Genomic DNA, 25,258 nt, shown 5'->3' with positions numbered 1-25,258 from the left:
TACCGGCCCTTTCGCGGGTGAACCCGCTCCCACAGGTATTGCGCAAGCCTTGAGGCCTGTGGGGTACCTGTGGGAGCGGGTTCACCCGCGAAGAGGCCGGCAGCCTTAACGCCAACGGTCCAGGTATACCTGCTGCTCCCGCCAGGCCTCGTCCTGCACCACCGCCCTGAACCGCACCGCAGCCCCCGGCATGCACTGCGCCAGTTGCGCCAGCGCCAACGGCGTCAACGCCCCCAGCCGTGGATAGCCGCCAATGGTCTGCCGGTCATTGAGCAACACGATCGGCTGCCCATCCGGCGGCACCTGCACCGCCCCCAGCGGAATCCCCTCGGAAATCATCGGCGCGCCCTGGTAGACCAGCTGCGGCCCCAGCAGGCGGATGCCCATGCGGTCGGCCCGACTGTCCAGCGTCCACTCACGGTTGAACGCCTCGAACAGGCTGGTACCGCTGAAGTCACCGATCTGTGCGCCCATCACCAGGTCAAGCACAGGCTTTTGTGCGTACTGTGGCCGCAGCGCTTCCGGTACCTCACGCAGGGTCGCCGACGTGCCTGAAAATGCCAGCGCCTGGCCTTTGCCGAGCGCAGAGCCGTGGCCATCGATACCGCCCAGTTCTTCGCGCACGACCGTGGCACAACTGCCCAGCACATCCTCGCCCAGAAAACCGCCAGGTGCTGCCAGATACGCCCGCACGCCCTGCTTCGGCTGTTTCAGGCTCAACCGCTGCCCCTTGGCCAAGGCAAAGCTGCGCCAGGGCGCCAGCGGCTGGTCATCGACCCGCGCATCAAGGTCAGCACCGGCCAGGGCCAGCACACAATCCTGTTCAGCGACCACACAGAAACCGCCCAGCGCCACCTCCACCACCGGTGCCGCCAACGGGTTGCCCAGCAGCCAGTTGGCCCAGTGCATCGCCACCCAGTCCAGCGCCCCGCCCTGGGTCACGCCCAGGTGGCGTACGCCAAAACGCCCGGCATCCTGCAACTGGCACAGCGGCGTACTGGCCTCTATCTTCAACTGCTTCATGCTTGTGCCTCCACATCACCGCCCAACGCCAGGAACTCGCTGCGCGAAACCGGCACGAAGCGCACCCGGTCACCGGGTTGCAGCAGGCTGTAGCCCTCGCGTTCACGGTCGAACAGGCGCACCGGGGTACGCCCGATCAGGTTCCAGCCCCCCGGCGATACCGCCGGATAGGCTGCCGTCTGGCGCTCGGCAATGCCGACGCTGCCGGCCGCCACGCGCTTGCGCGGGGTGCTCAGGCGCGGGCTGGCCAGGCGTTCGTCCACCAGGCCCATGAAGCCGAAACCGGGGGCGAAACCCAGGGCGAACACCGGGTACTCACGCTGGCTGTGCAAGCGGACCACCTCTGCTTCACTCAAGCCACTACGGGCCGCCAACACCGGCAGTTCCGGGCCGACACTGGCGTCGTACCACACCGGGATCTCATGGCGGCGGCCAGCGCTGCCCGTGTCGGGCTGCAAGCCTTCCAGCGCACGGATGATCAGCGCCCTCGCCTCACCCGGTGGCAGGTCGAACTGCACCATCAGCGTGGTGTAGGACGGCACCAGATCCAGCAAGTGCTCGCCGAACGCCGCGTGCAAGCGCTGGCTGGCGGCGAGCATCCACGGCATGTTGCCCTCGTCGATGCCATCGAACAGGCGCACCATCAGGCTGTCGATGGCCACGACTTCAATGCGCGGTTTCATCGCGACTCCAGGGCATCGAGGGCCTGGCGAATCTGCCGCACTGCCGCCACCGAACTGTCGTTGTCGCCGTGCACGCACAGCGTGCTGGCCACAAGCCTCAAGGCACTGCCATCATCCGCCACCAGCGTATCGCCACGGGCCAGGCGCACGGCCTGCTCCACCACCAGTGCCGGATCGTGGTGAACCGCGCCCGGCAGGCGCCGCGACACCAGATGACCGCTGGCGGTGTAGGCGCGGTCGGCGAATGCTTCGAACCACAGCGGCACGCCAATTTCATCACCCAGGGCCTGGGCGGCGCGGTTGTCGGCAGTGGCCATCAGCATCAGCGGCAGGTCGCCGCCGTAGGCCGCCACAGCTTCCAGTACGGTACGCAGCTTGAGCGGGTCGGCCATCATGTCGTTGTACAGCGCACCATGGGGTTTCACATAGGCCACGCGGCCGCCCAGCACTTTGCAGATACCCTCCAGCGCACCGATCTGGTAGTGCAGCAGGTCGCGGATTTCCTCCGGGCTGCAGGCCATGGAACGGCGGCCGAAGCCGACCAGGTCCGGGTAGGCCGGGTGCGCGCCGATGGTCACCCCGTGCTCCAGCGCCAGCGCCACGGTGCGGCGCATGATGCCGGGGTCCCCGGCGTGGTACCCGCAGGCGATGTTGGCGCAATCGATGTAGGGCATGACCTCGGCATCCAGGCCCATGCGCCAGCTGCCAAAACTCTCGCCCATGTCACAATTGAGTAGCAGGCGTTCCACCGCGCGGCCTCCATTGTCGTTGTTCATATGCCTACCTTACCGCGCCTGCAGCTGTTTGCCGCGGGTTTCCGGCAGGCTCAGCGCCGCCACGATCACCACGCCGTAGGACACGGCGGAGAACACGCCGATGCCCAGGCCCAGCGGCACTTTCTGGCCGAGCACGCCGATCAGCAGCGGGAACAGCGCCGCGATGACCTTGCCGATGTTGTAGCAGAAGCCCTGCCCCGAACCGCGGATACGCGTGGGGAACAGTTCGGTGAGGAACGCGCCCATGCCGCTGAAGATGCCCGAGGCGAAGAAGCCCAGCGGGAAGCCCAGCCACAGCATCACGCCATCGCTGACCGGCATTTGCGTGTACAACAGCACGATGACGAACGAGCCCACGGCGAACAGGATGAAGTTCTTCTTGCGCCCCAGCAGGTCGGACAGGTACGCACTGACCACATAGCCGACGTAGGAGCCGACGATCACCATGGCCAGGTACCCACCAGTGCCCAGCACGCTCAGGCCGCGCTCGTTCTTGAGGAAGGTCGGCAGCCACGAGGTGATGGCGTAGTAGCCACCCAGTGCGCCGGTGGTCAGCAGAGACGCACGCACGGTGGTCCAGAGCATGCCCGGGGCGAAGATTTCGTAGAACTGTGCAGGTGCCTCGGCGTTTTCCACCGCCTTGGCTTCGCGGTACACCTCGGGGTCCTTGACCAGGCGGCGGACAAAGATCACGAAGATCGCCGGTACCAGGCCCAGCAGGAACAGCGCGCGCCAGGCCTGCTCTGCCGGCAGCCAGGAGAACAGCAGCGCGTAGAGGATGGCGGTGAGGCCCCAGCCAAGGGCCCAGCCGGACTGCACCATGCCCACCGCCTTGCCACGGTCCTGGGCGCGGATCACCTCGCCGATCAGCACCGCGCCGGCGGTCCACTCACCGCCAAAGCCAAAGCCCATCAGGGTACGGGCAATCAGCAGCTGTTCGTAGTTCTGGGCGAAGCCGCAGAGGAAGGTGAAGAAGGCAAACCACAGCACCGTCAGTTGCAGGGTGCGTACGCGGCCAATACGGTCGGAGAGTATGCCGGCCACCCAGCCACCCACGGCCGAGGCGATCAACGTGCTGGTATGGATCAGCCCGGCTTCGGTGGTGGTGATGCCCCACAGCATGATCAGCGTGGGGATGACGAAACTGAGCATCTGCGTGTCCATGCCGTCCAGGCCATAGCCGATCTTGCAGCTCCAGAATGTCCGGCGTTGCTGTGAGTCGATGTCGCGGTACCAGGCGAAAGGCCCGGACGAAGAGGGGGTACTGACCTGCTGCTGCACGCCGGTAGGGTTCATGCTTGCCTCGGCTTGTTGGTATTGTTTTATAGGCGACAAAGGGTCGCGGCCTGAGCGCCATTGTTCAGAGGCCGCGCCACCTGCGTCCAACGAGAAAAACCGCCGGTCTGGAACAAGAAAAACTGATCATGAACCTTCGCTTCCTCGAAACCTTCGTCTGGGTCGCCCGGCTCAAGAGCTTCCGCCTGACCGCGGAGAAGCTGTTTACCACCCAGGCCTCGGTGTCCAGCCGCATTGCCGCGCTGGAAGCCGACCTGGGCGTGAAGCTGCTGCTGCGCGACTCACGCGGCGTCAGCCTGACCCCGGAAGGCGGCAAGGTGCTGGAATATGCCGAGCGCATGCTGGAAACCGCCAAGGCCATGAAACAGTCGCTGGACAGCGACCGGGCCAAGGTCGGGCGCATTCGTATCGGGGTGATGGACACGGTGATCCACACCTGGATGAGCGCGCTGGTGGCGGAGCTGACCGAGCGTTACCCGCAGGTGGAGATCGAACTGGTGGCCGACACGGCGCTGAACCTTCGCGAGCAATTGCAGAAGGGCTTTCTCGACGTGATCCTGCAGACCGACCTGCTGCGCGAGCAGTCGATCCGCAGCCTCGACCTGGCGCGCTACCCGATGGGTTGGGTGGTGGCCGCCGGCTCGCACCAGCACCGCGACTACGCTTCACTGGCCGAGCTTGGGCGGGAACGCATCATCACCTTCTCGAAGAACTCGCGGCCGCACCAGGAAGTGCTGAGCCTGCTGCAGGGCGCGGGGGCCGAAGCGCCGCGGCTGAACTGCGTGAACTCGGTGGCGGCGATTACCCGGCTGTTGCGCGACGGGTTTGGCATTGGCGCACTACCCCCGGCGCTGGTGGATGCCGAGTTGAGCCGGGGTGAGCTGGTGTTGCTGCAAGGGTTGCAACCGCCGCCAAGCCTGGAGCTGGTGGTGGCCTGGCAGACCGGGGTGGCGTTGGTGGATGAAGTGGTCGGGGTGTGCCGGCAGGTGCTGGAGGGGTATGCGCGGGATGTGGGTGGGCAACGGATTGTGTTGGTCTGACAGATTTGCAGTGCCTGTGCTGGCCTCTTCGCGGGTAAACCCGCTCCCACAGGATCACCACAGATCTTGAAGGCTGCGCTGTACCTGTGGGAGCGGGTTTACCCGCGAAGAGGCCAGCACAGGCACAGAATGCCTTAGCGCCAGCTCTCTTTCACCGCCCCACGCCGCCCGCCCAGGATCACCCAGCCAATCCCCAGCAACAGGCTCTCGACCACGAAGGCCAGCACAAACCCTGCACCAAGCCCCCAGCCAACCGCCTCGGGCACCAGCAGGATCTGGTAGCTGTAGCCATTGAGGGTTTCTTCGCGCAACTGCGGGTCGGCCTGCACCAGCACATGCCAGGTACGCTGCACCCATGGCCCTTGCAGCGCCTGCCATTCGTTTTCCAGCAGTTCGTTGCGGATCATCAGGCTTTCGATGCTGTTGGCATCACTGTTGAAGACCGGGTCGTCGCTAGTGCGGTAATGCCGCAGCAGCGCCTGCAGGTCGCCATTGAAGAAGCGTTCGGCGGTCTGCCGGAAGCCGTCGAGCGCCTCGCGCGACTCGAACAGGTGCGCCTCGACCCGCTGGCTGTAGTCCTTGACCAGCCCCGGGACCTGGATACCGGCCAGCAAGCCGAAGGTGAACAGCAGCAACCGCAGGTAACTTCTGAACATGCCGCGTCCTTAGCTCTGGCCGTGTGCCACGCACTCGCCGTGCCGCCACAGGGCCCACTGACCCGGCTCGTAGCGCTGCCAGGTCTCGTTCTCGGTCAAGGCCTCGGTGGCGATTACCGTGACCACGTCGTTGGGGGTGGTTTCGGTGTGAAAATCGACGATCAGGTCGACATCCTTCAACCGCGCCGCACCAAAAGGTGCACGGCGGGTGATGTGCACCAGCTTGGTCGAACAGAAGCAGAACAGCCAGTCGCCGTCGCTGAGCATGCAGTTGAACACGCCCTGGCCACGGTAACCGGCACAGGCTTCGACCAGCACCGGCAACAGCTGCTCCACCGGCACGGGCTCGGGGAAGGCGCTGCGGATGCGGTTGAGCAGGTCGCAGAAAGCCGCCTCGCTGTCGGTGTCGCCCACCGGCCGGTAGAAACTGGCCTGGCCCTTGAAGTCGCCCAACTGGCCGTTGTGCGCAAAGCACCAGTTGCGGCCCCACATTTCCCGCACGAAGGGGTGAGTGTTGGACAGGCACACCTTGCCGACGTTGGCCTGGCGGATATGGCCGATGACCACCTCACTCTTGATCGGGTAACGCTGCACCAGGTTGGCCACTTCCGACTCGCTGCTGGCGGCCGGGTCCTGGAACAGGCGCAGGCCTCGGCCTTCGTAGAAGCCGATACCCCAGCCGTCACGGTGCGGGCCGGTACGGCCACCGCGCTGCATCAGGCCGGTGAAGCTGAAGACGATGTCGGTGGGGACGTTGGCACTCATGCCCAGCAGTTCGCACATAGGCGTGTCTCCGCTTACAGACGGGGCTCGACCCGGCCACCGCCACGAGTGGCGGCTGGGGCGGCAGGGGGTGGCGCGTCACGGTAACGGTCGCGGCGCTCGGCGGCCAGCGGGGCATGGGCACCGAGCTGTTCATCTTCGGCCGCCTGGCGCTGGGCAGCGGCCTCGGCCTGTGCACGGCGCTCGCGGGCGCGTTTTTCCAGCGGAAAGCGCAGCAGTACGAAGAGGAAATACAGGGAAAAGGCGCCCATGCCGTACATGGCGAAGTCGGACACCGCGCGCCAGGCGTTGTTGCCGACCTTGAAGGCGACATCCAGGGCGGTGATGGCGATGGCCGGGGCGAAACTGTCCTTGACCGGGTCGACGATGGTCGGGGTCAGCAGCAGCACCGCCAGCACCACCCGCAGCGGTTCGCGCAGCCAGCGCCACATCCAGCCGGTGAGCTTGAAGCCCACCAGCAGGCAGCCCAGGGCGGCAACCGCGTAAAGGCCCCAGGCGAGGGTGTAGTCGTTCTCGGTCATGGTGTTCGTGCAAGCCAGGCAAAGAGATGCCTATGATAAACACTTTTCCGGGCGCAGACAGTGTTTGCCTGTACCGGCCTCTTCGCGGGCTTGCCCGCGAAGAGGCCGGTACAGGCACCCCCAATCAAGAGATCTTCAATGCCAACCAAGCCCCAACCCCCGATTGCCCACCAGGCCCAGACCGCCGACCCGTACGCCTGGCTGCAACAGCGCGACACCCCCGAGGTGCTTGCCTACCTGCAGGCCGAGAACGCCTACCAGGAAGCCTGCCTGGCCGATCAGGCGCCACTGCGCGAGCAACTGTTCGAAGAGATCAAGGGCCGCATCCTGGAAACCGACCTGTCGCTGCCGGCGCCCTGGGGCCCCTACCTGTACTACACCCGTACCACCGCAGGCGACGAATACCCGCGCCACTACCGCTGCCCGCGCCCTGCCGATGACTCCAACACGGTCGATGAAAGCCAGGAGCAACTGCTGCTTGACCCCAACGCCCTGGCCAACGGCGGCTTCCTGTCCCTTGGCGCGTTCAACGTCAGCCCCGACCACCGCCTGCTGGCCTACAGCCTCGACACCAGCGGCGACGAAATCTTCACCCTGTACGTCAAGGACCTGGCCAGTGGCAGCGTCACCACCCTGCCCTTCGACGACTGCGACGGCAGCATGACCTGGGCCAACGACAGCCAGACGCTGTTCTTCGCCGAACTGGACGACACCCACCGCCCGTGGCGCCTGCGTCGCCACACCCTGGGCAGCGAAGGCGCGCAGACCGTGTTCGAGGAGCCCGACGGGCGCTTCTTCCTGCATTGCTACCGCACCAGCTCCGAGCGCCAGCTGGTGCTGCTGCTGAACAGCAAGACCACCAGCGAGGCCTGGGTGCTGGACGCGCAAACCCCGCAGGCACCGTTCACCTGCCTGGCGCCACGCGTCGAAGGCCACGAGTACTTCCCCGACCACGGCCAGCTCGACGGCCAGTGGCGCTGGTTCATCCGCACCAACCAGGACGGCATCAACTTCGCCCTGTACCACGCCCCGGTCGCACCGGTGCCCAGCCGCGAGCAATGGCAGTTGCTGGTCGCGCACCGCGACACGATCATGCTCGAAGGCCTCAGCCTGAATGCCGGGGCGCTGACCCTGAGCCTGCGCGAAGGTGGCCTGCCAATCATCGAGGTACGCCCGCAGGGCCTGGCGGCTTACCGCGTCGAGCTGCCCGACGCGGCCTACAGCCTGTACGTGCAGGACAGCCTGGAGTTCGCCAGCCCACGCCTGCGCCTGCGCTATGAAGCACTCAACCGCCCCGCCCAGGTACGCCAGCTGGAGCTGGCCAGCGGTGCCCAGGCGGTGCTCAAGCAAACCCCGGTGCTGGGGCCGTTCGATGCCGACGACTATGTCAGCGAGCGCCTGTGGGCCACTGCAGCGGACGGCACCCGGGTACCGATCAGCCTGGTGCGCCGCCGCCAGGACCTGGGCCGGACCGTACCGCTGTACCTGTATGGCTACGGCGCCTATGGCGAAAGCCTCGACCCGTGGTTCTCGCATGCGCGCCTGAGCCTGCTGGAGCGCGGCGTGGCCTTTGCCATCGCCCATGTGCGTGGCGGTGGCGAACTGGGCGAAGCCTGGTACCGCGCCGGCAAGCAGGAGCACAAGCACAACACCTTCAGCGACTTCATCGCCTGCGCCGAGCACCTGATCGCCGAAGGTGTGACGGCTGCCGACCGCCTGGCCATCAGTGGCGGCAGTGCCGGTGGCCTGCTGATGGGCGCGGTACTCAACCTGCGCCCCGAGCTGTTCCGCTGTGCGATTGCCGAAGTGCCGTTCGTCGACGTGCTCAACACCATGCTCGACCCCGAGCTGCCGCTGACCGTGACCGAGTACGACGAATGGGGCAACCCTGAGGAGCCGCAGGTGTATGAGCGGATCAAGGCCTACGCGCCGTATGAGAACGTGAAGGCACAGGCCTACCCGGCGATGCTGGTGGTGGCGGGCTACAACGACAGCCGCGTGCAGTACTGGGAGGCGGCCAAGTGGGTGGCGCGGCTGCGCACGCGCAAGACCGACAGCAACCTGCTGCTGCTCAAGACCGAAATGGGGGCTGGGCATGGCGGGATGAGCGGGCGGTATCAAGGGATCAAGGATGTGGCCCTTGAGTATGCGTTCGTATTCGGCGAGCTAGGTATCGTTTGATATGGCTGGGGGCGCCTTGCGCCCCTTTCGCGACACAAGGCCGCTCCCACAGGTACCGAGCATGCCCTGAATCCTGTGCGATCCCTGTGGGAGCAGCCTTGTGTCGCGATGGGCTGCAAGGCAGCCCCAAAATCCCACAGCCAACACAGCCCTCTCAGTCATCCTGCACCGGCTGCTTCGGCGGATCCTGGCGCAACCCCGGCAATGGCTGGTCCTTCGGCGGCCCGGGCACCGGCATCGGCGGCAACAGGGGCGCCCCCGGCTGGTTGTCGTAGGCCTTGGGCGGCGTACTCGGGGTAATCTGCGGGTATGGCGTAGGCGTAGGTGTACCCGGTGCACCGGGCACCGGCGTGGTCAGCCGGGGTGGCGTGCTGGCAGCTTCGGCCATGGACAGGCCGGCCAACAACAGCACAGCGAGGATCGCGCGAAACATCAGCAACCTCCTGTCGGGAACCTTCCTACAGGCTACGCCTAAATCGAAGCTTTCGCCTGTCCCCCGGCCCCGCAAGCGCGCTAGACTCAATGGCATAACCGTCATCTGCCTGATCAGAACAAAGGAAACACCATGAGCTCCACCTCTTCTGCCGCCGCCACCGCGCGCCTGGACCGCATCTTGGCCGATGCCAAGCGCGACAAGGAAATGGGCTACCGCGACAAGGCCCTGAAAATGTACCCGCACGTCTGCGGCCGCTGCGCCCGCGAGTTCTCCGGCAAGCGCCTGAGCGAGCTGACCGTGCACCACCGCGACCACAACCACGACAACAACCCGCAGGACGGCTCCAACTGGGAGTTGCTGTGCCTGTACTGCCACGACAACGAGCACTCGCGCTACACCGACCAGCAGTACTTCAGCGAAGGCTCCACCAGCACCCCGAGCATCGCCAAGGCCACCCACAACCCGTTCGCCGGGCTGGCGGGCATGCTGAAGAAAGACTGACCATCGATTCGCCCCCCGCTGCTACCGGGCAGCCCGTATAATCGCGCTTTTTTTCGCGAAGGGCCCCGGTACGTGGCAAACAAACGATACAGCTGCATCGGCCTGTTCAACCCCAAGTCGGCAGAAAATGTCGGCTCGGTGATGCGCGCCGCGGGTTGCTACGGCGTCAACTCGGTGTTCTACACCGGCAAACGCTACGAGCGCGCGCGTGACTTCGTCACCGACACCAAGCGCGTGCACTACGACATCCCGCTGATCGGCATCGACGACCTGCAGCGCATCATCCCGCTGGGCTGCACGCCGGTGGCTGTAGAACTGGTTGAAGGTGCGCGGCCATTGCCGGAGTACACCCACCCGGACCGGGCCATCTACATCTTCGGGCCGGAAGACGGCAGCCTCAGTGCCGATGTACGGGCGTGGTGCGAAGAGACCATCTACATTCCGACCGAAGGCTGCATGAACCTGGCGGCGACAGTGAATGTGGTGCTGTATGACCGCATGGCCAAGGGGCTGAATACCCGTTCGGGGCCCAGGTTCAAATAGCCGACTGAACGATGACGGTGGCCGACAGGTCACCTGCATACACTTCAGACGGAGACCTTGCCATGCTTGATATCCATTCGGCAGCGACATCGCAGGACAACAACGTTCGTGGCCTGGAGCGCGCCAGTTCGCTGGCTGGTGGCGCGTTGATGGTAAGCAAGGGGTTGCGCCACGGCGGCCTGGTCGGGTTGTTGCAGATCGCAGTTGGCGGCCTGGCACTGGCTCGGGGCTTCAGCGGGCGTTGTGCGACCAAGGCCTGGTGGCAGCGGCATCGGCAGGAATATCACCGCTTGCGTTCGGACATCGAGCGCAGCGCGGCGGAGCTGAAGGCATTGAAGGCCAGTGCCGACGCAGCGACGCGGGGGGTGACGGTGACCGGGAAGGATCCGTTGGCCAATTGATTTTGCACTGCCTGTGCCGGCCCTTTCGCGGGTAAACCCGCTCCCACAGGATCACCAAGGCTTCGGCCTCTTCGCCGTACCTGTGGGAGCGGGTTTACCCGCGAAGAGGCCGGCACAGGTACAGAGATGGCTAGCGCAACGCCTTGCTCTGCAACACCTCGGAGCGCCGCCCCAGCACGTTCTCGCTGATCTGCACGAAGTCTTCGGTGCTCACGCTTGGCAAGCGCATCAGCCCGCGTGCCACATCGTCCAGCGAGCGTTTGGCCTGGGTGTGGATGCGGATTTCCTTGTCCAGCGCCTGCAGTAACATCACCCCACGCGCCACCTGCGCCGGGGTGGCATGCTCGCCCTTGAGCCGGGTGACTTTGGCACCCTGCTTGCTCAGGCGCGCCTGCCAGGCCTGGTAACGGTCGTCACTCACCCCGCCCGAGCGACGCAGCAACTCGCTGGCGTAGTAGTCGGTCAGGCTTTCCACCAGCCAGTCACTGCCGTCACGCCCACGGATCTGCGCAAACAGTTGCACCACTTCGCGCAGCAACGGGCTGCTGCCGTTCTCGCTGATCATCGGCCGGGTACTGTGCAGGTACAACGAGCCTTGCGCAGCCATGGCCCCGCGCCACATGCCGTCGCGGGCGCCGACCAACAACAGCTTCGGCGGATTGCGCGGGAACACCGCCTGCAATTGCGGCCAGACAAAAGTCAGCAAGGTCAGGTTGTCCATGCGCCGCATACCCTGCCCCACCGGGGCGGCCACAGTCACCTCGGTTTCGCCCAGGCGGGCGCGGCGGCTGCCCAGGTCGCCGGCGAGCATCCAGCCAGTGGGCCGGTCGAACAGCCGCGAAACGTTGTCGATGCGGAACTTGTCCTTGCCGATGCGCGGCCACGAGGTCTCGATGCTCTTCCAGCCCTCGGGCAGGTCGAACGCCAGGCGCGCCACCAGCTCGGTGCCATCCTGCTGGTCGAGCCGTGCAGGCGGTACCAGCTGGTCGCCGAGGAACAGCGCCCAATGCGGGGTAATGCGCGAAGAATAGGCGCCGCTGCCGCGCTTCTGGTCCAGTTGCACGCGGTAGCTGAGGCTGGTCTTGCCGGCCGCCGGTTGCCACACGCCGCGCTGGCCTTGCAGATGCCATTGGCCATCAGCCTGGAAGCCGCTGTAGGCTCCGGCCTTGCCCAGGTCGAAGTCCAGGCTGCGCACGGCACTGCCTTCGGCCAAGGTGAGGCGGACTTCCGCCTGGCCACTGGCCGGTAACAGGCGCACCTGATAGTCGAGGTCGACCTTTTTCGCCCAGGCCGGCGAACTGGCCATCAGGCCCAACAGCAACAACAGCTGGCAACGCATACAGAAACTCCTTGTTTCCCCGTGGCAGCGGGCCGCGCCGGTCAGCTGGCGCGGAAGATCAGGTGGTCTTCCCAGTCGTCTTCGTGCACATCATGCTCACTGAGCATGCGCCCCGACTGGGAAATGCGCTGTTCATGGACCTGCTGACGATCGCCGCAGACCAGTTGATGCCAGGCCGGCAGGTCCTTGCCCTCGCTGACCAGGCGGTAGCCACAGGTGCTCGGTAGCCACTTGAACTGGTCGGCCTTGCCCGGGGTGAGCTGGATGCAGTCAGGTACCTGGGCGAAGCGGTTGGGGTAATCGCTGCACTGGCAGGTGTCCAGATCCAGCAGTTTGCAGGCGATGCGCGTGTAATAGACGCTGTTGTCGTCCTCGTCCTCGAGCTTTTGCAGGCAGCACAGGCCGCAGCCGTCACACAGCGACTCCCACTCTTGCGGGCTGAGTTGCTCGAGGGTCTTGCGCCGCCAGAACGGCGCGTTTTCAGCGATCATGACACGGGTTTCCTGCATTCATCTTGGGGCCACGGCGCGCGGCGGCGCCAGTCTAGAGCCTGGCCTTCGGCAAAGCCAGACCGCTTGTCAGTCGCGACGCGACGCAGTAGCGTGCGCGTTTCCCGTACTTTTGCAGGAGCCGCCATGAGCGCCAACCCCCGCATTGCCGATTACGCCATCAACGAGCAGTTCATCAACCGCTGGTCGCCACGCGCCTTCACCGCCGAGCCGATCAGCGAAGAAACCCTGCTGAGCTTCCTTGAAGCCGCACGCTGGGCACCGTCGGCGAACAACTCGCAACCTTGGCGCTTCCTCTATGCCCGCCGTGACACGCCGAACTGGGAGCGTTACCTGAACCTGCTGGTGCCGGCCAACCGCAGCTGGGCGCAACAGGCTTCGGCACTGGTGGTGGTGATTTCCAAGACCACCTACGCCGCCCCGGGCACCACGGAAGAAAAACCGGCGCTGTGGCACACCTTCGATACCGGCTCCGCCTGGGGGCACCTGGCCCTGCAAGCCAGCCTCAGCGGCTGGCACACCCATGGCATGGCCGGTTTCGACCAGGCGCTGGCGCGTCAGGAGCTGAAGGTGCCTGAGGGCTACGTGCTGCATGCCATGGTGGCGATCGGCAAGCTGGGTGACAAGGCCAGCCTGAACGAAGCCCTGCAGGCGCGTGAAGTGCCGAGCCCGCGCAAGCCACTGAGCGAGCTGGCTGCCGAGGGTGATTTCAGCCTGTAAGCCTTGCACTTGCTGTACTGGCCTCTTCGCGGGTAAACCCGCTCCCACAGGTGCCCCACAGAACCTGAGGGCCATGGAGACCCTGTGGGAGCGGGTTTACCCGCGAAGAGGCCGGCACAGGCATTACAAATTCAGTAGCCCCGGGCGAAGTCCACTTCCCCACGCAATGCCTGCCCCGCCGCAAACGCCCGCACATTCTCGACAAACAACCGCACCATCGCCGCCGGCGAGGTAGGCGCCGAGCTGTGCCCGGTCAGCAGCAGGCCCCACGCCGTCCAGAACGGATGCTGCCTGGGCAGTGGCTCCTGCCGGCAGACATCGATCACCGCCCCCGCCAGGTGCCCTTCCTTCAGCGCTTCGACCAGGTCGGCGTCGACCACCGCCACCCCACGCCCGGCATTGATGAACAGCGCCGTGGGCTGGAAGCATTTGAACAACGCCGCGTCATACAGGTCGTGGGTGGCCGGGGTATCGGGCAGCAGGTTGAGCACGTAGTCGGCCTGGCCAACCATGCGCGGCAGGTCGGCCAGCGCCGCTACCTCGACGAACGGCGCCTGCTCGCGGGCGCTGCTGGCAACGCCATACAGCACCACGCCGAACGCCTGCAGGAACTCGGCCACCCGCTGACCAATGTCGCCAGTGCCGACGATCAGCACCTTGCGCCCCTCCAGGGTACGCCCCGGGCGATCATCCCATCGCCGCTCCACCTGGCTGACCAGGCGCGACAGCACCTCGCGCTCATGGCCGAGCATGTAGGTGAGCATGTACTCGGCCATCACCTGGCCAAAGATGCCCACGGCGCGGGTCAGGCGATAGTCACGCGGCAGGCCCTCGGCCAGCAGCGGAGTGATACCGGCCCAGGTGGATTGCATCCAGCCCGGCTTGTGGCCCTGGCGCAGCAGGCTTGCCAGCAGGTCCGGCTGGCCCAGCCACACCGGGCACTGCGGCGCCTGGAGGGCCAGTTCGGCGGAGTCACCGCTGGTGAGGATTTCCAGTTCAGGCGCGGCTGCGCGCAAAATCTCGGCGTATCGAGCATGATCATGCTCAGCAATCAGTACTCGCATGATCAGGCCGGGTCGTTACGTCGCAGCAACTCTTCGGGCAGGTGCTCGATGTAGTCGTCTTCCGGCGGCGGCATCTGCAGGTGGTAACCCTGGTTGTCGAGGTTTTCCAGCACCTTGGCGATGTCCTCGCGGGCCAGCTTGCGCTCGGGGGTCAGCACCAGGTCAAAGGCATGCATGGGCGTGCCGAAGAACGGCAGCAGGCCTTCGGGCACGCGCTCCAGGCCGTCGGCCTTGAGCACGTAAAGGTACATTTCGTTCTTGCGGGGGCTCTTGTAGATAGAGCAAATGCGTTTCATCGGGTCTCTCCGGCGCCTGCCAGGCTGTCCAGCAGGGCCTGGCCCATACGCTCACGGCGCCAGCCGCGCAGCGAATCGGGCAATTGATAGGGGCCATTGGGGTAGCCGCTCTTGAGCAGCGCTTCCAGGGCTTTCTTGCGCAGCATCAGCTCGGGGGCAATGCCCAGCCGCTCGCCTTCGGCCTGGCCGATGGCACGCAGCTGCTTGAGGATACCGGCGGCCTCGATTGGCAAAGGCTCGGGCAAGGCCTGGGGCCATTGCTCGGCTGGCAGGCTGGCGGCACGCTTGATCAGCTGGATGAGGAACTCACCGTCCTGACGAATGGTGCGCGGATGCATCTCGTCGATCTTGGCCAGCGCCGACAGGTTGTTCGGCTGGCTCTTGGCCATGGGCCACAGCGAGTGTTCCTTGAGGATGCGGTTGCGCGGCACGTCGCGGTTGCGCGCTTCACGCTCGCGCCAGGCGCACAGCTCACGCAGCACTGCCAGTTGCTGGGGGGCCAGCTTCCAGGCCAGCTTGACATCGCGGTACAGGCTCTCGGGCTCGACTTCGCGGCGCAATGCGGCCACCAGCTCGGCGCCGTCCTCCAGCACCCAGGCGTACTTGTCGTCACTCAGGCGCGGGCGCAACACAGTGAACAGCTCGGCCAGGTGCACGGCATCTTCGGCGGCATAGCTGACCTGGGTATCGGACAGTGGGCGCTGCAACCAGTCGGAGCGGGTTTCGCCCTTGGGCAGTTCGATGCCCAGCACTTCCTGCACCAGGCGCGAATAGCCCATGGAGAAGCCCAGGTTCAGGTAACCGGCGGCCAGCTGGGTGTCGAACAGCGGCTGTGGCAGTTTGCCGGTCAGGCGCAGCAGCACTTCGAGGTCTTCGCTGCAGGCGTGCAGCACTTTGACCACCCCGCTGTCATCCAGCAGTTCGGCCAAGGGTTGCCAGTTGCCGATCAGCAGCGGGTCGATCAGGAAGGCACGCTTGCCGTCGCCGATCTGGATCAGCCCGGCTTTGGGGTAGAAGGTGTCGACCCGCATGAATTCGGTGTCGACGGCGACAAAGGGCAGCTGGTGCCAGTCGCGACAGTGTTCGGCCAGGCTCTGGTCGTCACGGATCCAGTGTATTTCGATGGCCACGAGGCTCTCCCACTAACATTGGCGCGCAGTATATACGGCGCGGGCACTGCTGGTGAAACCCGGGCCATCCTTGATATCGATCAGTGGTGCTGTTGTGCATGTTCAGTGCGCAATATCCGCAAGCTTCGCGATCCCTGTGGGAGCGGGCATGCCCGCTCCCACAAAGACCGCGCAAGCCCAAGTATGGAACGCGCTTCGACTCAGCGCTTGGCTGCCAGCCACGGCCGGCAGCTGGCGAACATGTCCAGCGACTGCTGGTAGACCTCGGTGTGCACCTGCAACAGGCCGAGCATCGAGTGGAACAGGTTGTCCTGCGACAGCGGCGCATCGCTGAGCTTGGCCAGGCAGTCGGTGTCGACGCCGAAGTCCTCCTTGTAGCTGTCGGAGAACCAGGTCAGCAGCGGCACGTGCTTCTGCTGCTCGGGGGCGATGGCGTAAGGCGTGCCGTGCAGGAACAGGTTGTACTCACCCAGCGATTCGCCATGGTCGGACAGGTAGATCATCGCCGTGTCGACCTTGTCCTGCTTGCTGCGCAGGGTGTCGATCAGCGAGGCCAGCACCTTGTCGGTATAGGCCAGGGTGTTGTCGTAGCCGTTGATGATTTCCTGCTCGCTGCACTGGTCCAGCGCGTTGCTCTGGCACACCGGGGCAAAGCGCTGGTCGGCGCCGGGGTAGCGCTTGAAGTATTCAGGCCCGTGGCTGCCCATCTGGTGCAGCACCAGCACGGTGTCCTTGTCGAGGTTGTCGATCAGCTCACCCAGGCCCTGCAGCAGGATCTGGTCATGGCATTCACCATCAGCACACAGCTGCGGGTCCTTGAGGTTGCTGACATCGATGAACTGCACACGGTCGCAGGTGCCCTTGCAGCCCGACTGGTTGTCACGCCACTGCACCGCCAGGCCGGAACGCTGGAGGATGTCCAGCAACCCTTCGCGGTTCTTCGCCACGCGGGCATCGTAGTCCTTGCGCTTCATGCCAGAGAACATGCACGGCACCGAGACGGCGGTTTCAGTGCCGCAGGAGTGCACATCGGAGAACGCCAGCAGGCCCTGCTCTTTGGCAAGGTTCGGCGTGGTATCGCGGTTGTAGCCGAGCACGCCGAAGTGGTCTGCCCGCGCACTTTCGCCCACTACCAGCACGGTCAGCGACTTGCGTTCATGTTTTTGCCAGGCGGCATCGCGCTTGGCATCTTCGCCATAATGCTGGAAGGGCCGCGATGCGGTACCGAGGCGCTCGCTGACATAACCGATGGAGGCACCCACGATATTGCTGGGGGTGAGCATCAGGCGCAGTTCGTGATGATTGCGAAACAGCGACGACAGGCCCTGGTAGTTGATCAGTGCCACCGAGCCCAGGGCCACCACGCAGACACCGCCAACCACCAGTTTGCCGAGCAGTTCACGGTGCCAGGCGCGGTAGGCGATCGGCGCCTTCCACAACAGCACCGAAGGCACTACACCGAGGCCCAGGATATACAAGGCAAACTTCAGCGAGAGCAAGTCACGCACTTCCGCCACGTTGGTTTCCGCCATATTGCGGAACATACCCGCGTCGATAAGTACACCGTATTGGTTCATGAAGTAAGCCACACCCGCACCACTCATGAACAACACGATAAGTATCGGTTTCAATACATACCGGAAGGCGAACAAGGTAAGGATCAGGTTGAATGCGAACAACATCAGCACGGCAAACGCCAGGCTCAGCCAAAGCCCCGGCAAACCGGACGGAACGATCTGTTCAAGGTGTTGCCAGAGGAAGACATTGAAGCCGATCAGCAGGTAAAGGCTGGCCAGCAGCGTGACCCATTCAGTCCGCAGGGATTTGAAGTTGAGCATTAGTGTTCGCAATCAAGAGTGATTATCAGCCCAAGGGCCTGCGCGGCACCGGGGAAATTTGGCTGAACTCTAGAAAGCGCACCATCAATTTTTTGTGAAAAAGACGCCAACAAATTCGTGAGCAGGCGCCTTTTCTACATTAAAAGAAGTTCATTCGGCACTGTTCAGCCTGGCAGGCGCGCCTTGGCGTATGGCTCGCGGTCGATGTCCAGCACTTCCACGCACAGCTGAATGTCCAGCCCGGGTTGCTCGGGAATGGCTTCACGCAGTACCTCCAGCAGGCTGGCGGACAGTTGCGTCTTCACCTCTGGCGAGCGCCCGCTGAGGATGGCCAGGCGCACATGGGCAAAGGCGCGCTCGCCTGGCGCGGTGCCCACCCGATAGTGCTTGAAGGCTTCGGCGCGGCTTTTGATATCAGCCTCGTCGGCGAACTGGCCACTGCCGACCAGGGCGTGGTTCAGACGCAGCAGCAGGACGTCGACTTTGAGCTCGCGCAGGTTGTCGCTGTATTCCAGGTTCAGGTGGGGCATGGTGCAGGTTCCGGGTCACGGGAGAGATGCGACAGCCTAACCCAGACCCCTACCTGCGCAAAGGCGACTATCCTCAAAGGTCAGAACCATTCGCCAACCCCCGACAGAGGTGAAGAAATGCCAGTTCCGCATGATCTGCTCGCTGACCTGCACGTTACCGCTGATGCATTCCAGGCGCTCATCGACAAGGACCAGACGCTGCACTCACTGCACAAGGAATACAACGCCAAAGACAAGGAGGTAGTCGCCGCCGAAGGCAACGGTACCAACGACGAGGCCGTCAACCGCCTGCGCAAGGAGCGGTTGCTGATCAAGGACAAGATCGAACGGATCATTCATCCGCCCAAATCCTGACAGGAATTCATTGAATCCACCGACCTCTTCGCGGGTGAACCCGCTCCCATAGGTACAGCGCCAGCCCTGATGGCAGCCGAGTCCCTGTGGGAGCGGGTTTACCCGCGAAGAGGCCAGCAGCCCTTACACAGCAGCCGCAGCCTTCAACGCCCCATCCAGGTCCTCGACCAGGTCGCGGTAATCCTCGATCCCCACCGACAACCGCAGCAGGTTCTCGCTGATCCCCATCACGCCCTTCTGCTCCGGGCTCAGCGAGCAGTGCGACATGCTCCAGGAGTGGTTGATCATGCTCTCCACCCCGCCCAGCGAGTCGGCCAGCACGAAGATCTGCAGCGCCTCGACCAGCCGGTTGAGCGCGGCCCGGTCGCCCTTGACCTTCATCGCCACCACCGCCCCGCCACTGCGCATCTGGCGTTTGCACAGCTCATGCTGCGGGTGGCTTTCCAGCCCCGGGTAATACACCTGCTCGATCTGCGCGTGGCTTTCGAGGAAGCGCGCTACCTGCAGGGCATTGGCACACTGGCGCTCCATGCGCACATCCAGGGTCTTCAGGCCGCGCAGGGCCAGGTAGCAGTCGAACGGCCCCTGCACCGCGCCAATCGCCATGCTGATGCGGCGCAGGCGCGCCAACAGCGCATCATTGGCGGCTACCACCACGCCACCGGTGAGGTCGGAGTGGCCGCCGATGTATTTGCTGGCCGAGTGCATCACCAGGTCCACACCCAGGGTGATGGGGCGCTGGTTCCATGGCGAGCAGAAGGTGTTGTCGATGCAGGTAAGGATGCCCCGCGCCTTGGCCAGGTCGCACACAGCCTTGATATCGACCAGGTGCAACAAAGGGTTGGTCGGCGATTCGATCCAGATCAGCTGGGTTTCCGGCTTGATGGCGGCAGCCACCGCCTCGAGATCGTTGAGGTCGACGTAGGTGGTGGTCAGGCCCGAGGTGCGGCTGCGGTAGTCTTCGAGGATACGGAAAGTACCGCCGTACACACCGTTCATCACCACCACGTGGGCATCCTTGGGCAGCAGCTCCAGCACGGTGGCGGTGGCGTTCACACCCGAGGCGCAGGCAACCGCGCCCACCCCTTCTTCCAGGGCGGCGACACAGGTTTCGTAGGCATGCCGGGTGGGGTTGCCGACGCGGCTGTAGGAGTATTCCGGTTTGTCATCCAGGCTGCGCTTGGTGAACGAGCTGGCGGTGACGATCGCCGGAAAGATAGCGTTATCGGCGACGCTGAACTGCTCACCGGCGTGAATGGTACGGGTGGCGAAATTGCGCGGCTTGTCGGACATGGTCAGGCCCATTGGCAGAATGAAAGTTGCCACTATCGCACAACCCAAATCTTCTGGCCTTGGGGTAATCTGTGAAAAATTTTTCTCCACGGCCCACATGCAATATGGACAGCTTCGACCAGCACATTCTCACCCTACTTCAGCGCGACGCCTCGATCTCGCTCAAGGACCTGGCAGAGGCCGTCAACCTGTCCACCACGCCATGCTGGAAGCGGGTCAGGCGCCTGGAGGAGGACGGCTACATTGTCGGCCGCGTTGCCCTGCTGGACCCGCAACGGCTGGGGCTGGGGCTGACGGTGTTCGTCCAGCTCAAGACCCAGCGCCACGACAGCGCCTGGCTGGAGCAGTTTGCCGCGACCGTGACCGGGTTCGAGGAAGTGATGGAGTTCTACCGCATGTCGGGGGACTGGGATTACATGCTGCGGGTGGTGGTGGGGGATATTGCGGCGTATGACCGGTTCTACAAGAAGCTGATTACCAGTACTGATGGGCTGTCGAACATTACTTCCAGTTTTGCCATGGAGCAGATGAAGTACACCACGGCTTACCCGGTGCATCGTTCCTGATCGGTGCTGGATTCTTCGCGGGCTTGCCCGCTCCCACAGGAGTACCACAGTGCTGAAACTGTGGGGTCCCTGTGGGAGCGGGTTTACCCGCGAAGAGGCCAGCACAGGCAACCCATCATTCCGAAGCAAGCACCGCCGCGATCCGGTTCCCCGCCTTGGCCTTCTCCACCTTGATCGCCACGAACTTCGAGGTCGGCGTATAGGTCCCCTCGCCGTAGCTTTCCAGCGGCACCAGCGGGTTGGTCTCCGGGTAATAGGCCGCCGCCTGCCCTTCGGGCACGTCATACGCCACCAGGCGGAAGCCCGACACCCGCCGCTCCACGCCATCCTCCCACAGCGACACCAGGTCGACGTGCTCGCCTGGCTCGAAGCCCATCCGGCGGATGTCGACCTCGTTGACGAACACCACTTCACGCAGGCCGAACACCCCGCGATAACGGTCGTCCAGGCCATACAGGGTGGTGTTGTACTGGTCGTGCGAACGCAGGGTCTGCAGGATCAGGTCGGGCTTGTCACCGCGCGCCAGCACCTTGGCATTCACCAGTTGCTCCGGCAGCAGGTGCGGGCTGAAGCGCGCCTTGCCAGTGGCCGTGCGCCAGGTACGGTCGGCGGCGTTGTTGCCCAGGTGGAAGCCGCCCGGGTGTTGCAGGCGCTCGTTGAAATCGGTAAAGCCGGGGATCACATCGGCAATCATGCTGCGGATACGGCCGTAGTCGGCAACAGCGTACTCCCAGTCGATCGGCTGCTTGCCCAGGGTCGCCTGGGCCATGCCGGCGATGATCCAAGGCTCCGAGCGCAGGTGCGGCGAGCGCGGGCGCAGCTGGCCGTGGGAGATGTGCACCATGCTGAAGGTGTCCTCCACGGTCACGCCTTGCGGCCCGCTGGCCTGCATGTCGATTTCGGTACGGCCCAGGCACGGCAGGATCAGCGCGTCGCGGCCGGTGACCAGGTGCGAGCGGTTGAGCTTGGTGGAAATCTGCACGGTCAGCGCGCAATTGCGCATGGCCGCATGGGTGCGCGGCGTATCCGGCGTAGCCTGGGCAAAGTTGCCACCCAGGCCGATGAACACCTTGGCCCGCCCCTCTTCCATGGCCTTGATCGCCAGCACCGCGTTGTGCCCGTGGGCGCGCGGCACGCGGAACCGGAAGCGTTTTTCAATGGCATCGAGCAGTGCCGCCCCGGGCTTCTCGTCGATGCCCATGGTGCGGTCGCCCTGCACGTTGCTGTGGCCACGCACCGGTGACAGGCCGGCGCCGGGCTTGCCAACGTTACCGCGCAGCAGCTGCAGGTTGACGATTTCCTGAACGGTCGGCACCGAGTGGCGGTGCTGGGTGACGCCCATGGCCCAGCACATGATCACCCGCTCGGCCTTGCGGTACATGCGCGCGGCCAGTTCGATCTCGGCCTGGGTCAGGCCCGACTGCTCGACGATGTGCGCCCAGGGCGTGGCATCCACGGCTTCCAGGTATGCGTCGATGCCACTGGTGTGCTCGGCGATGAAGGCATGGTCGAACACCGCCGGTTCGCCCTTGGCCTGGGCTTCACGCTCCCACTGCAGCAGGTACTTGGCAATACCGCGCATCACCGCCATGTCGCCACCCAGTGCCGGGCGGAAGTAGGCAGTGTTGGTTGGCTCGGAGCCATTGCTGAGCATCTCGAACGGGTGCTGCGGGTGCTGGAAGCGCTCCAGGCCGCGCTCCTTGAGTGGGTTGAAGCAGACCACCTGGGCACCACGCTTGACCGCTTCACGCAGCGGTTCGAGCATGCGCGGGTGGTTGGTGCCGGGGTTCTGGCCGATGACGAAGATGGCGTCGGCCAGTTCCAGGTCGTGGAACACCACGGTGCCCTTGCCCACGCCCAAGGTTTCCGACATGCCCACGCCGCTGGCCTCATGGCACATGTTCGAGCAGTCGGGGAAATTGTTGGTACCGTAGGCGCGGACGAACAGCTGGTAGAGGAACGCCGCCTCGTTGCTGGCCCGGCCCGAGGTGTAGAACTCGGCCTGGTCGGGCGATTCGAGAGCGCGCAAATGTTGGGCAACCAGCGCGAAGGCTTCTTCCCAACTGGTTTCCACATAGTGGTCGGTGGCCGCGTCGTAGCGCATCGGGTGGGTCAGGCGGCCCTGGTACTCCAGCCAGTAGTCGGTCTGCTCGGCCAGCGCACTGACGCTGTACCTGGCGAAGAACGCCGGGTCCACCGAGCGGCCGGTGGCCTCCCAGTTGACCGCCTTGGCGCCGTTTTCGCAGAACTTGACCATGTCGTTTTCCGGCGACTCGCCCCAGGCGCAGCCGGGGCAGTCGAAGCCGCCGTTCTGGTTGGTCTTGAGCATGGCCCGCAGGTTCTTGAAGGCATTGTCGCTGCCCAGCCAGCTCTTGGTCACGCTCTTGAGCGCACCCCAGCCGGCGGCGGCGCCCTTGTAGTCCCTGATATGTTGGTCCTGGCTCATGCGGTGAATCCTCACGCTTCGATGCTTTTTTTCAGCCTATGGAGCGTGGGGTAGAGCCGTCCAATCGAAAGATCTTACGGGGTGATAGGCGGTTTCGATCATGGGCTGGAACCGCGTCACGGCCTTCGCGGGTGAACCCGCTCCCACAGGGCCCCCACAGGTTTCGAGTCCTGCGCTTTACCTGTGGGAGCGGGTTTACCCGCGAATTGGGCGACGCGATGAAATACGTGGCCTGCAGCCATGATAGAGGCCATCGATCAATCGGTCGGACAAAGCAATTTGACGGCCCTGCGCCCAAGTTATAGCTTGAATCGAGTCCCAAGCCATTCGAGCGCGAACGTGGAACAGAACAGCCGGGCCCTGATCGACGGCTTCAACCGGAAAATCGACTACCTGCGGATGTCGGTCACCGACCGCTGCGACTTCCGTTGCGTGTACTGCATGGCCGAAGACATGCAGTTCCTGCCGCGCCAGCAAATCCTCAGCCTCGAGGAACTGTTCCAGGTGGCCGAGCGCTTCGTCGCCCTTGGCACCCGCAAAATTCGCCTGACCGGTGGCGAGCCTCTGGTGCGCCGGGGCATCGTCGACCTGTGCGGGCGCATCGCCGCCCTGCCCGGCCTGCGCGAGTTGTGCCTGACCAGCAACGGCTCGCAACTCGGGCGCTTGGCCCAGCCGCTGTTCGACGCTGGCGTGACGCGCCTGAACATCAGCCTCGACAGCCTGGACGCCGACCGTTTCAAGCAACTGACCCGCACCGGCGACCTGCACCAGGTGATCGCCGGCATCGACGCCGCCCGCCAGGCCGGCTTCAAGCGCACCAAGCTCAACTGCGTGGTGCTCAAGGGCCGCAACGACCATGAACTGGTCGACCTGGTGCGCTTTGCCATCGACCGCGAGCTGGACATCACCTTCATCGAAGAAATGCCCTTGGGCGTGATCAGCGAACATGAACGCGGCGAGTCGTTCTGCTCCAGCGATGAAGTACGCGCGCTGCTGGCCGAGCAGTTCACCCTGGTCGAGTCGACCGAGTCGTCCCAGGGCCCGGCCCGCTACTGGCGCCTGGCCGAAGCTGCCAATATTCGGGTCGGCTTCATTTCGCCACACAGCCACAACTTCTGCGCCACCTGCAACCGCGTGCGCCTCACCGTCGAAGGCCGCCTGCTGCTGTGCCTGGGCAATGAACACTCGGTGGACCTGAAACAGGTGCTGCGCGCCCACCCCGGCGACCCCGAACGCCTGGAAAAGGCCATTCGTGACTCGTTGCACCTCAAACCCTACCGCCATCACTTCGAAGTCGGTGGCGACGTGCAGATCCTGCGTTTCATGAACATGACCGGCGGCTAGGCAGCCGTCTCTGGATTTCCATGATCGTCCATCCCACCCCCGATGTGCTGCGTGTGCTGTTCACACTCAAGGGATCGATCGTCAAGCGCATTGCCCTGCGCTGCCTGACGATCACCCTGCTGGCCGCGCTGATCGTGTTGGTCGAGCGGCATTTCCCGGCGTTTTTCTACCCGGTCAGCGCCACCCCGTTCACCTTGCTGGGCCTGTCACTGTCGATTTTCATGAGCTTTCGCAACAACGCCTGCTATGACCGCTGGTGGGAGGGGCGCAAGGCCTGGGGCAAGCTGATCATCGAAACCCGCTCGTTCGTGCGCGAAAGCCTGGTGATTACCGACGAACCCCTGCGTGCCGAACTGTTGCGCAGCCTGTGCGGCTTTGCCCATGCGCTGAATGCTCGGCTGCGCAGCGAGGACGAACTGGCCGCCGCCCGGCCCTGGCTGGCCCGCCCCGAGGTGATCAGCCCGCACAATGTATGCGACGCTATCCTTCGCGAAGTTGGCGGGCATTGCTCGCGGCTGGCTGAACGGCAGCAGATCAGTGACTGGCGCTACAGCCTGCTGGAGCAGCGGCTGGTGGGCCTGACCGAAGTGCAGGCCACCTGCGAGCGGATCAAGGGCACGCCGTTGCCATTCCCCTACACGCTGTTGCTGCACCGCACCATCTACATCTTCTGCCTGCTGCTGCCGTTTGCCCTGGCCGAGCCGCTGGGCTGGCTGGCACCGCTATTCACCACCATCGTGGGGTACACGTTCTTCGGGCTGGATGCGATTGGCAACGAACTGGAGGACCCGTTCGGGCGCGATGAGAACGACCTGCCGACCGATGCCATGGTACGGACCGTGGAGCGCGATGTGCTGGCGGGGTTGGGAGAACAACAGCTGCCGCCAGCGTTGTTGCCTGTAGACCATGTATTGAGCTGACCGAATGCAGTGGCCTGTGCCGGCCCTTTCGCGGGTAAACCCGCTCCCACAGGTTTCGAACCCTGCGCG

The 25,258-nt window shown here is 64.5% G+C and carries 27 protein-coding genes; 10 read left to right on the top strand and 17 right to left on the bottom strand.

What is annotated here, in order from left to right:
* Nucleotides 1-105 precede the first annotated feature (105 nt).
* The 4 genes from ACIQYU_RS06600 to ACIQYU_RS06585 are packed head-to-tail and all read right to left on the bottom strand — an operon-like array spanning nt 106 to nt 3,778.
* Nucleotides 106-1,023: a biotin-dependent carboxyltransferase family protein gene (locus ACIQYU_RS06600; protein ID WP_402798608.1), complete on the bottom strand. Its 918-nt coding sequence runs from the start codon at nt 1,021-1,023 to the stop codon at nt 106-108.
* Entirely contained in the window at nt 1,020-1,706 is a 687-nt protein-coding gene (pxpB, locus tag ACIQYU_RS06595) for a 5-oxoprolinase subunit PxpB (RefSeq protein ID WP_207830832.1), read from the bottom strand. The genes ACIQYU_RS06600 and pxpB overlap by 4 nt, the downstream gene beginning before the upstream one ends.
* Nucleotides 1,703-2,482: a 5-oxoprolinase subunit PxpA gene (locus ACIQYU_RS06590; protein WP_207830825.1), complete on the bottom strand. Its 780-nt coding sequence runs from the start codon at nt 2,480-2,482 to the stop codon at nt 1,703-1,705. Before ACIQYU_RS06590 ends, pxpB begins: the two co-directional genes overlap by 4 nt.
* A gap of 9 nt (nt 2,483-2,491) precedes the next feature.
* The gene (locus tag ACIQYU_RS06585; protein WP_207830823.1) at nt 2,492-3,778 is read right to left on the bottom strand and encodes an MFS transporter; all 1,287 of its coding nucleotides are present in this window, start codon (nt 3,776-3,778) and stop codon (nt 2,492-2,494) included.
* A 128-nt stretch (nt 3,779-3,906) separates the two neighbouring features.
* Between ACIQYU_RS06585 and ACIQYU_RS06580 the strand changes: the two genes are divergently transcribed.
* Nucleotides 3,907-4,818: a LysR family transcriptional regulator gene (locus ACIQYU_RS06580; RefSeq protein ID WP_063912969.1), complete on the top strand. Its 912-nt coding sequence runs from the start codon at nt 3,907-3,909 to the stop codon at nt 4,816-4,818.
* A 134-nt stretch (nt 4,819-4,952) separates the two neighbouring features.
* Here the strand turns inward: ACIQYU_RS06580 and ACIQYU_RS06575 are convergent, their stop codons facing one another.
* From ACIQYU_RS06575 to ACIQYU_RS06565, 3 genes are read right to left on the bottom strand one after another with little or no spacing between them, the layout of a single operon-like run.
* Nucleotides 4,953-5,474 (bottom strand): DUF2937 family protein, encoded by a 522-nt coding sequence (locus ACIQYU_RS06575; protein ID WP_207830821.1) that lies wholly within the window; start codon nt 5,472-5,474, stop codon nt 4,953-4,955.
* 9 nt (nt 5,475-5,483) lie between these two features.
* A complete protein-coding gene (locus ACIQYU_RS06570; RefSeq protein WP_013973756.1) occupies nt 5,484-6,257 on the bottom strand; it encodes a class II glutamine amidotransferase in 774 nt (257 codons plus the stop codon).
* A gap of 14 nt (nt 6,258-6,271) precedes the next feature.
* The gene (locus ACIQYU_RS06565; RefSeq protein ID WP_063912972.1) at nt 6,272-6,778 is read right to left on the bottom strand and encodes a hypothetical protein; all 507 of its coding nucleotides are present in this window, start codon (nt 6,776-6,778) and stop codon (nt 6,272-6,274) included.
* A gap of 138 nt (nt 6,779-6,916) precedes the next feature.
* Between ACIQYU_RS06565 and ACIQYU_RS06560 the strand changes: the two genes are divergently transcribed.
* The gene (locus ACIQYU_RS06560) at nt 6,917-8,959 is read left to right on the top strand and encodes a S9 family peptidase (RefSeq protein ID WP_402798603.1); all 2,043 of its coding nucleotides are present in this window, start codon (nt 6,917-6,919) and stop codon (nt 8,957-8,959) included.
* A 154-nt stretch (nt 8,960-9,113) separates the two neighbouring features.
* On the opposite strand, the gene ACIQYU_RS06555 is transcribed toward ACIQYU_RS06560, so the two are convergent.
* Nucleotides 9,114-9,392: a hypothetical protein gene (locus tag ACIQYU_RS06555; RefSeq protein WP_207830815.1), complete on the bottom strand. Its 279-nt coding sequence runs from the start codon at nt 9,390-9,392 to the stop codon at nt 9,114-9,116.
* Between the two features lie 132 nt (nt 9,393-9,524).
* Between ACIQYU_RS06555 and ACIQYU_RS06550 the strand changes: the two genes are divergently transcribed.
* The 3 genes from ACIQYU_RS06550 (at nt 9,525) to ACIQYU_RS06540 (ending at nt 10,840) form a co-directional block, all read left to right on the top strand.
* On the top strand, nt 9,525-9,896 hold the full coding sequence (locus ACIQYU_RS06550) for a YajD family HNH nuclease (RefSeq protein WP_003259546.1): 372 nt from the start codon (nt 9,525-9,527) through the stop codon (nt 9,894-9,896).
* Nucleotides 9,897-9,968: 72 nt separating this feature from the next.
* Nucleotides 9,969-10,439: an RNA methyltransferase gene (locus ACIQYU_RS06545; RefSeq protein WP_015271348.1), complete on the top strand. Its 471-nt coding sequence runs from the start codon at nt 9,969-9,971 to the stop codon at nt 10,437-10,439.
* Between the two features lie 62 nt (nt 10,440-10,501).
* Nucleotides 10,502-10,840: a DUF2892 domain-containing protein gene (locus ACIQYU_RS06540; protein ID WP_207830813.1), complete on the top strand. Its 339-nt coding sequence runs from the start codon at nt 10,502-10,504 to the stop codon at nt 10,838-10,840.
* Nucleotides 10,841-10,970: 130 nt separating this feature from the next.
* On the opposite strand, the gene ACIQYU_RS06535 is transcribed toward ACIQYU_RS06540, so the two are convergent.
* Nucleotides 10,971-12,179, bottom strand: a complete 1,209-nt coding sequence (locus ACIQYU_RS06535; protein ID WP_207830811.1) for a hypothetical protein — start codon at nt 12,177-12,179, stop codon at nt 10,971-10,973.
* Nucleotides 12,180-12,220: 41 nt separating this feature from the next.
* Complete coding sequence (locus tag ACIQYU_RS06530; protein ID WP_402798599.1) at nt 12,221-12,670, bottom strand: YcgN family cysteine cluster protein; 450 nt, start codon at nt 12,668-12,670, stop codon at nt 12,221-12,223.
* 144 nt (nt 12,671-12,814) lie between these two features.
* Between ACIQYU_RS06530 and ACIQYU_RS06525 the strand changes: the two genes are divergently transcribed.
* Nucleotides 12,815-13,408: a nitroreductase family protein gene (locus ACIQYU_RS06525; RefSeq protein ID WP_207830809.1), complete on the top strand. Its 594-nt coding sequence runs from the start codon at nt 12,815-12,817 to the stop codon at nt 13,406-13,408.
* 131 nt (nt 13,409-13,539) lie between these two features.
* On the opposite strand, the gene ACIQYU_RS06520 is transcribed toward ACIQYU_RS06525, so the two are convergent.
* The 5 genes from ACIQYU_RS06520 to ACIQYU_RS06500 form a co-directional block, all read right to left on the bottom strand.
* Nucleotides 13,540-14,472, bottom strand: coding sequence for a D-2-hydroxyacid dehydrogenase (locus tag ACIQYU_RS06520; RefSeq protein ID WP_207830807.1), 933 nt, complete (start codon nt 14,470-14,472; stop codon nt 13,540-13,542).
* Between the two features lie 2 nt (nt 14,473-14,474).
* Nucleotides 14,475-14,768 carry a YcgL domain-containing protein gene (locus ACIQYU_RS06515; RefSeq protein WP_063912980.1) on the bottom strand — a complete coding sequence of 98 codons (294 nt, stop codon included), beginning with the start codon at nt 14,766-14,768 and terminating at the stop codon, nt 14,475-14,477.
* On the bottom strand, nt 14,765-15,898 hold the full coding sequence (rnd, locus tag ACIQYU_RS06510; protein ID WP_063912981.1) for a ribonuclease D: 1,134 nt from the start codon (nt 15,896-15,898) through the stop codon (nt 14,765-14,767). Before rnd ends, ACIQYU_RS06515 begins: the two co-directional genes overlap by 4 nt.
* Before the next feature lie 200 nt (nt 15,899-16,098).
* Complete coding sequence (locus ACIQYU_RS06505; protein ID WP_284384365.1) at nt 16,099-17,736, bottom strand: phosphoethanolamine transferase; 1,638 nt, start codon at nt 17,734-17,736, stop codon at nt 16,099-16,101.
* Nucleotides 17,737-17,900: 164 nt separating this feature from the next.
* On the bottom strand, nt 17,901-18,266 hold the full coding sequence (locus ACIQYU_RS06500; RefSeq protein WP_063912983.1) for a 5-carboxymethyl-2-hydroxymuconate Delta-isomerase: 366 nt from the start codon (nt 18,264-18,266) through the stop codon (nt 17,901-17,903).
* Between the two features lie 117 nt (nt 18,267-18,383).
* Here ACIQYU_RS06500 and ACIQYU_RS06495 point away from each other — a divergent pair, with 117 nt between their 5' ends.
* On the top strand, nt 18,384-18,620 hold the full coding sequence (locus ACIQYU_RS06495) for a YdcH family protein (protein ID WP_063912984.1): 237 nt from the start codon (nt 18,384-18,386) through the stop codon (nt 18,618-18,620).
* A 123-nt stretch (nt 18,621-18,743) separates the two neighbouring features.
* On the opposite strand, the gene ACIQYU_RS06490 is transcribed toward ACIQYU_RS06495, so the two are convergent.
* Nucleotides 18,744-19,925 (bottom strand): PLP-dependent aspartate aminotransferase family protein, encoded by a 1,182-nt coding sequence (locus ACIQYU_RS06490; protein WP_063912985.1) that lies wholly within the window; start codon nt 19,923-19,925, stop codon nt 18,744-18,746.
* Nucleotides 19,926-20,017: 92 nt separating this feature from the next.
* On the opposite strand from ACIQYU_RS06490, the gene ACIQYU_RS06485 reads away from it, so the two are divergent.
* Nucleotides 20,018-20,479 (top strand): Lrp/AsnC family transcriptional regulator, encoded by a 462-nt coding sequence (locus ACIQYU_RS06485; RefSeq protein WP_046616476.1) that lies wholly within the window; start codon nt 20,018-20,020, stop codon nt 20,477-20,479.
* Nucleotides 20,480-20,594: 115 nt separating this feature from the next.
* Here the strand turns inward: ACIQYU_RS06485 and ACIQYU_RS06480 are convergent, their stop codons facing one another.
* Nucleotides 20,595-22,925, bottom strand: coding sequence for an FdhF/YdeP family oxidoreductase (locus tag ACIQYU_RS06480; RefSeq protein ID WP_207830795.1), 2,331 nt, complete (start codon nt 22,923-22,925; stop codon nt 20,595-20,597).
* A 339-nt stretch (nt 22,926-23,264) separates the two neighbouring features.
* Here ACIQYU_RS06480 and moaA point away from each other — a divergent pair, with 339 nt between their 5' ends.
* Both moaA and ACIQYU_RS06470 read left to right on the top strand, forming a co-directional pair.
* Entirely contained in the window at nt 23,265-24,269 is a 1,005-nt protein-coding gene (gene moaA / locus ACIQYU_RS06475; RefSeq protein WP_233687528.1) for a GTP 3',8-cyclase MoaA, read from the top strand.
* Between the two features lie 20 nt (nt 24,270-24,289).
* Nucleotides 24,290-25,189: a bestrophin family protein gene (locus tag ACIQYU_RS06470; RefSeq protein ID WP_207830788.1), complete on the top strand. Its 900-nt coding sequence runs from the start codon at nt 24,290-24,292 to the stop codon at nt 25,187-25,189.
* Nucleotides 25,190-25,258: the final 69 nt, after the last annotated feature.

The sequence above is a fragment of the Pseudomonas sp. NPDC096925 genome (genome assembly GCF_044762545.1).
In the GTDB taxonomy this organism is placed as follows: Bacteria; Pseudomonadota; Gammaproteobacteria; order Pseudomonadales; family Pseudomonadaceae; genus Aquipseudomonas.
The sequence above is the reverse complement of the archived record's forward strand: the minus strand, read 5'-3'. Positions and strand labels throughout refer to the sequence as shown.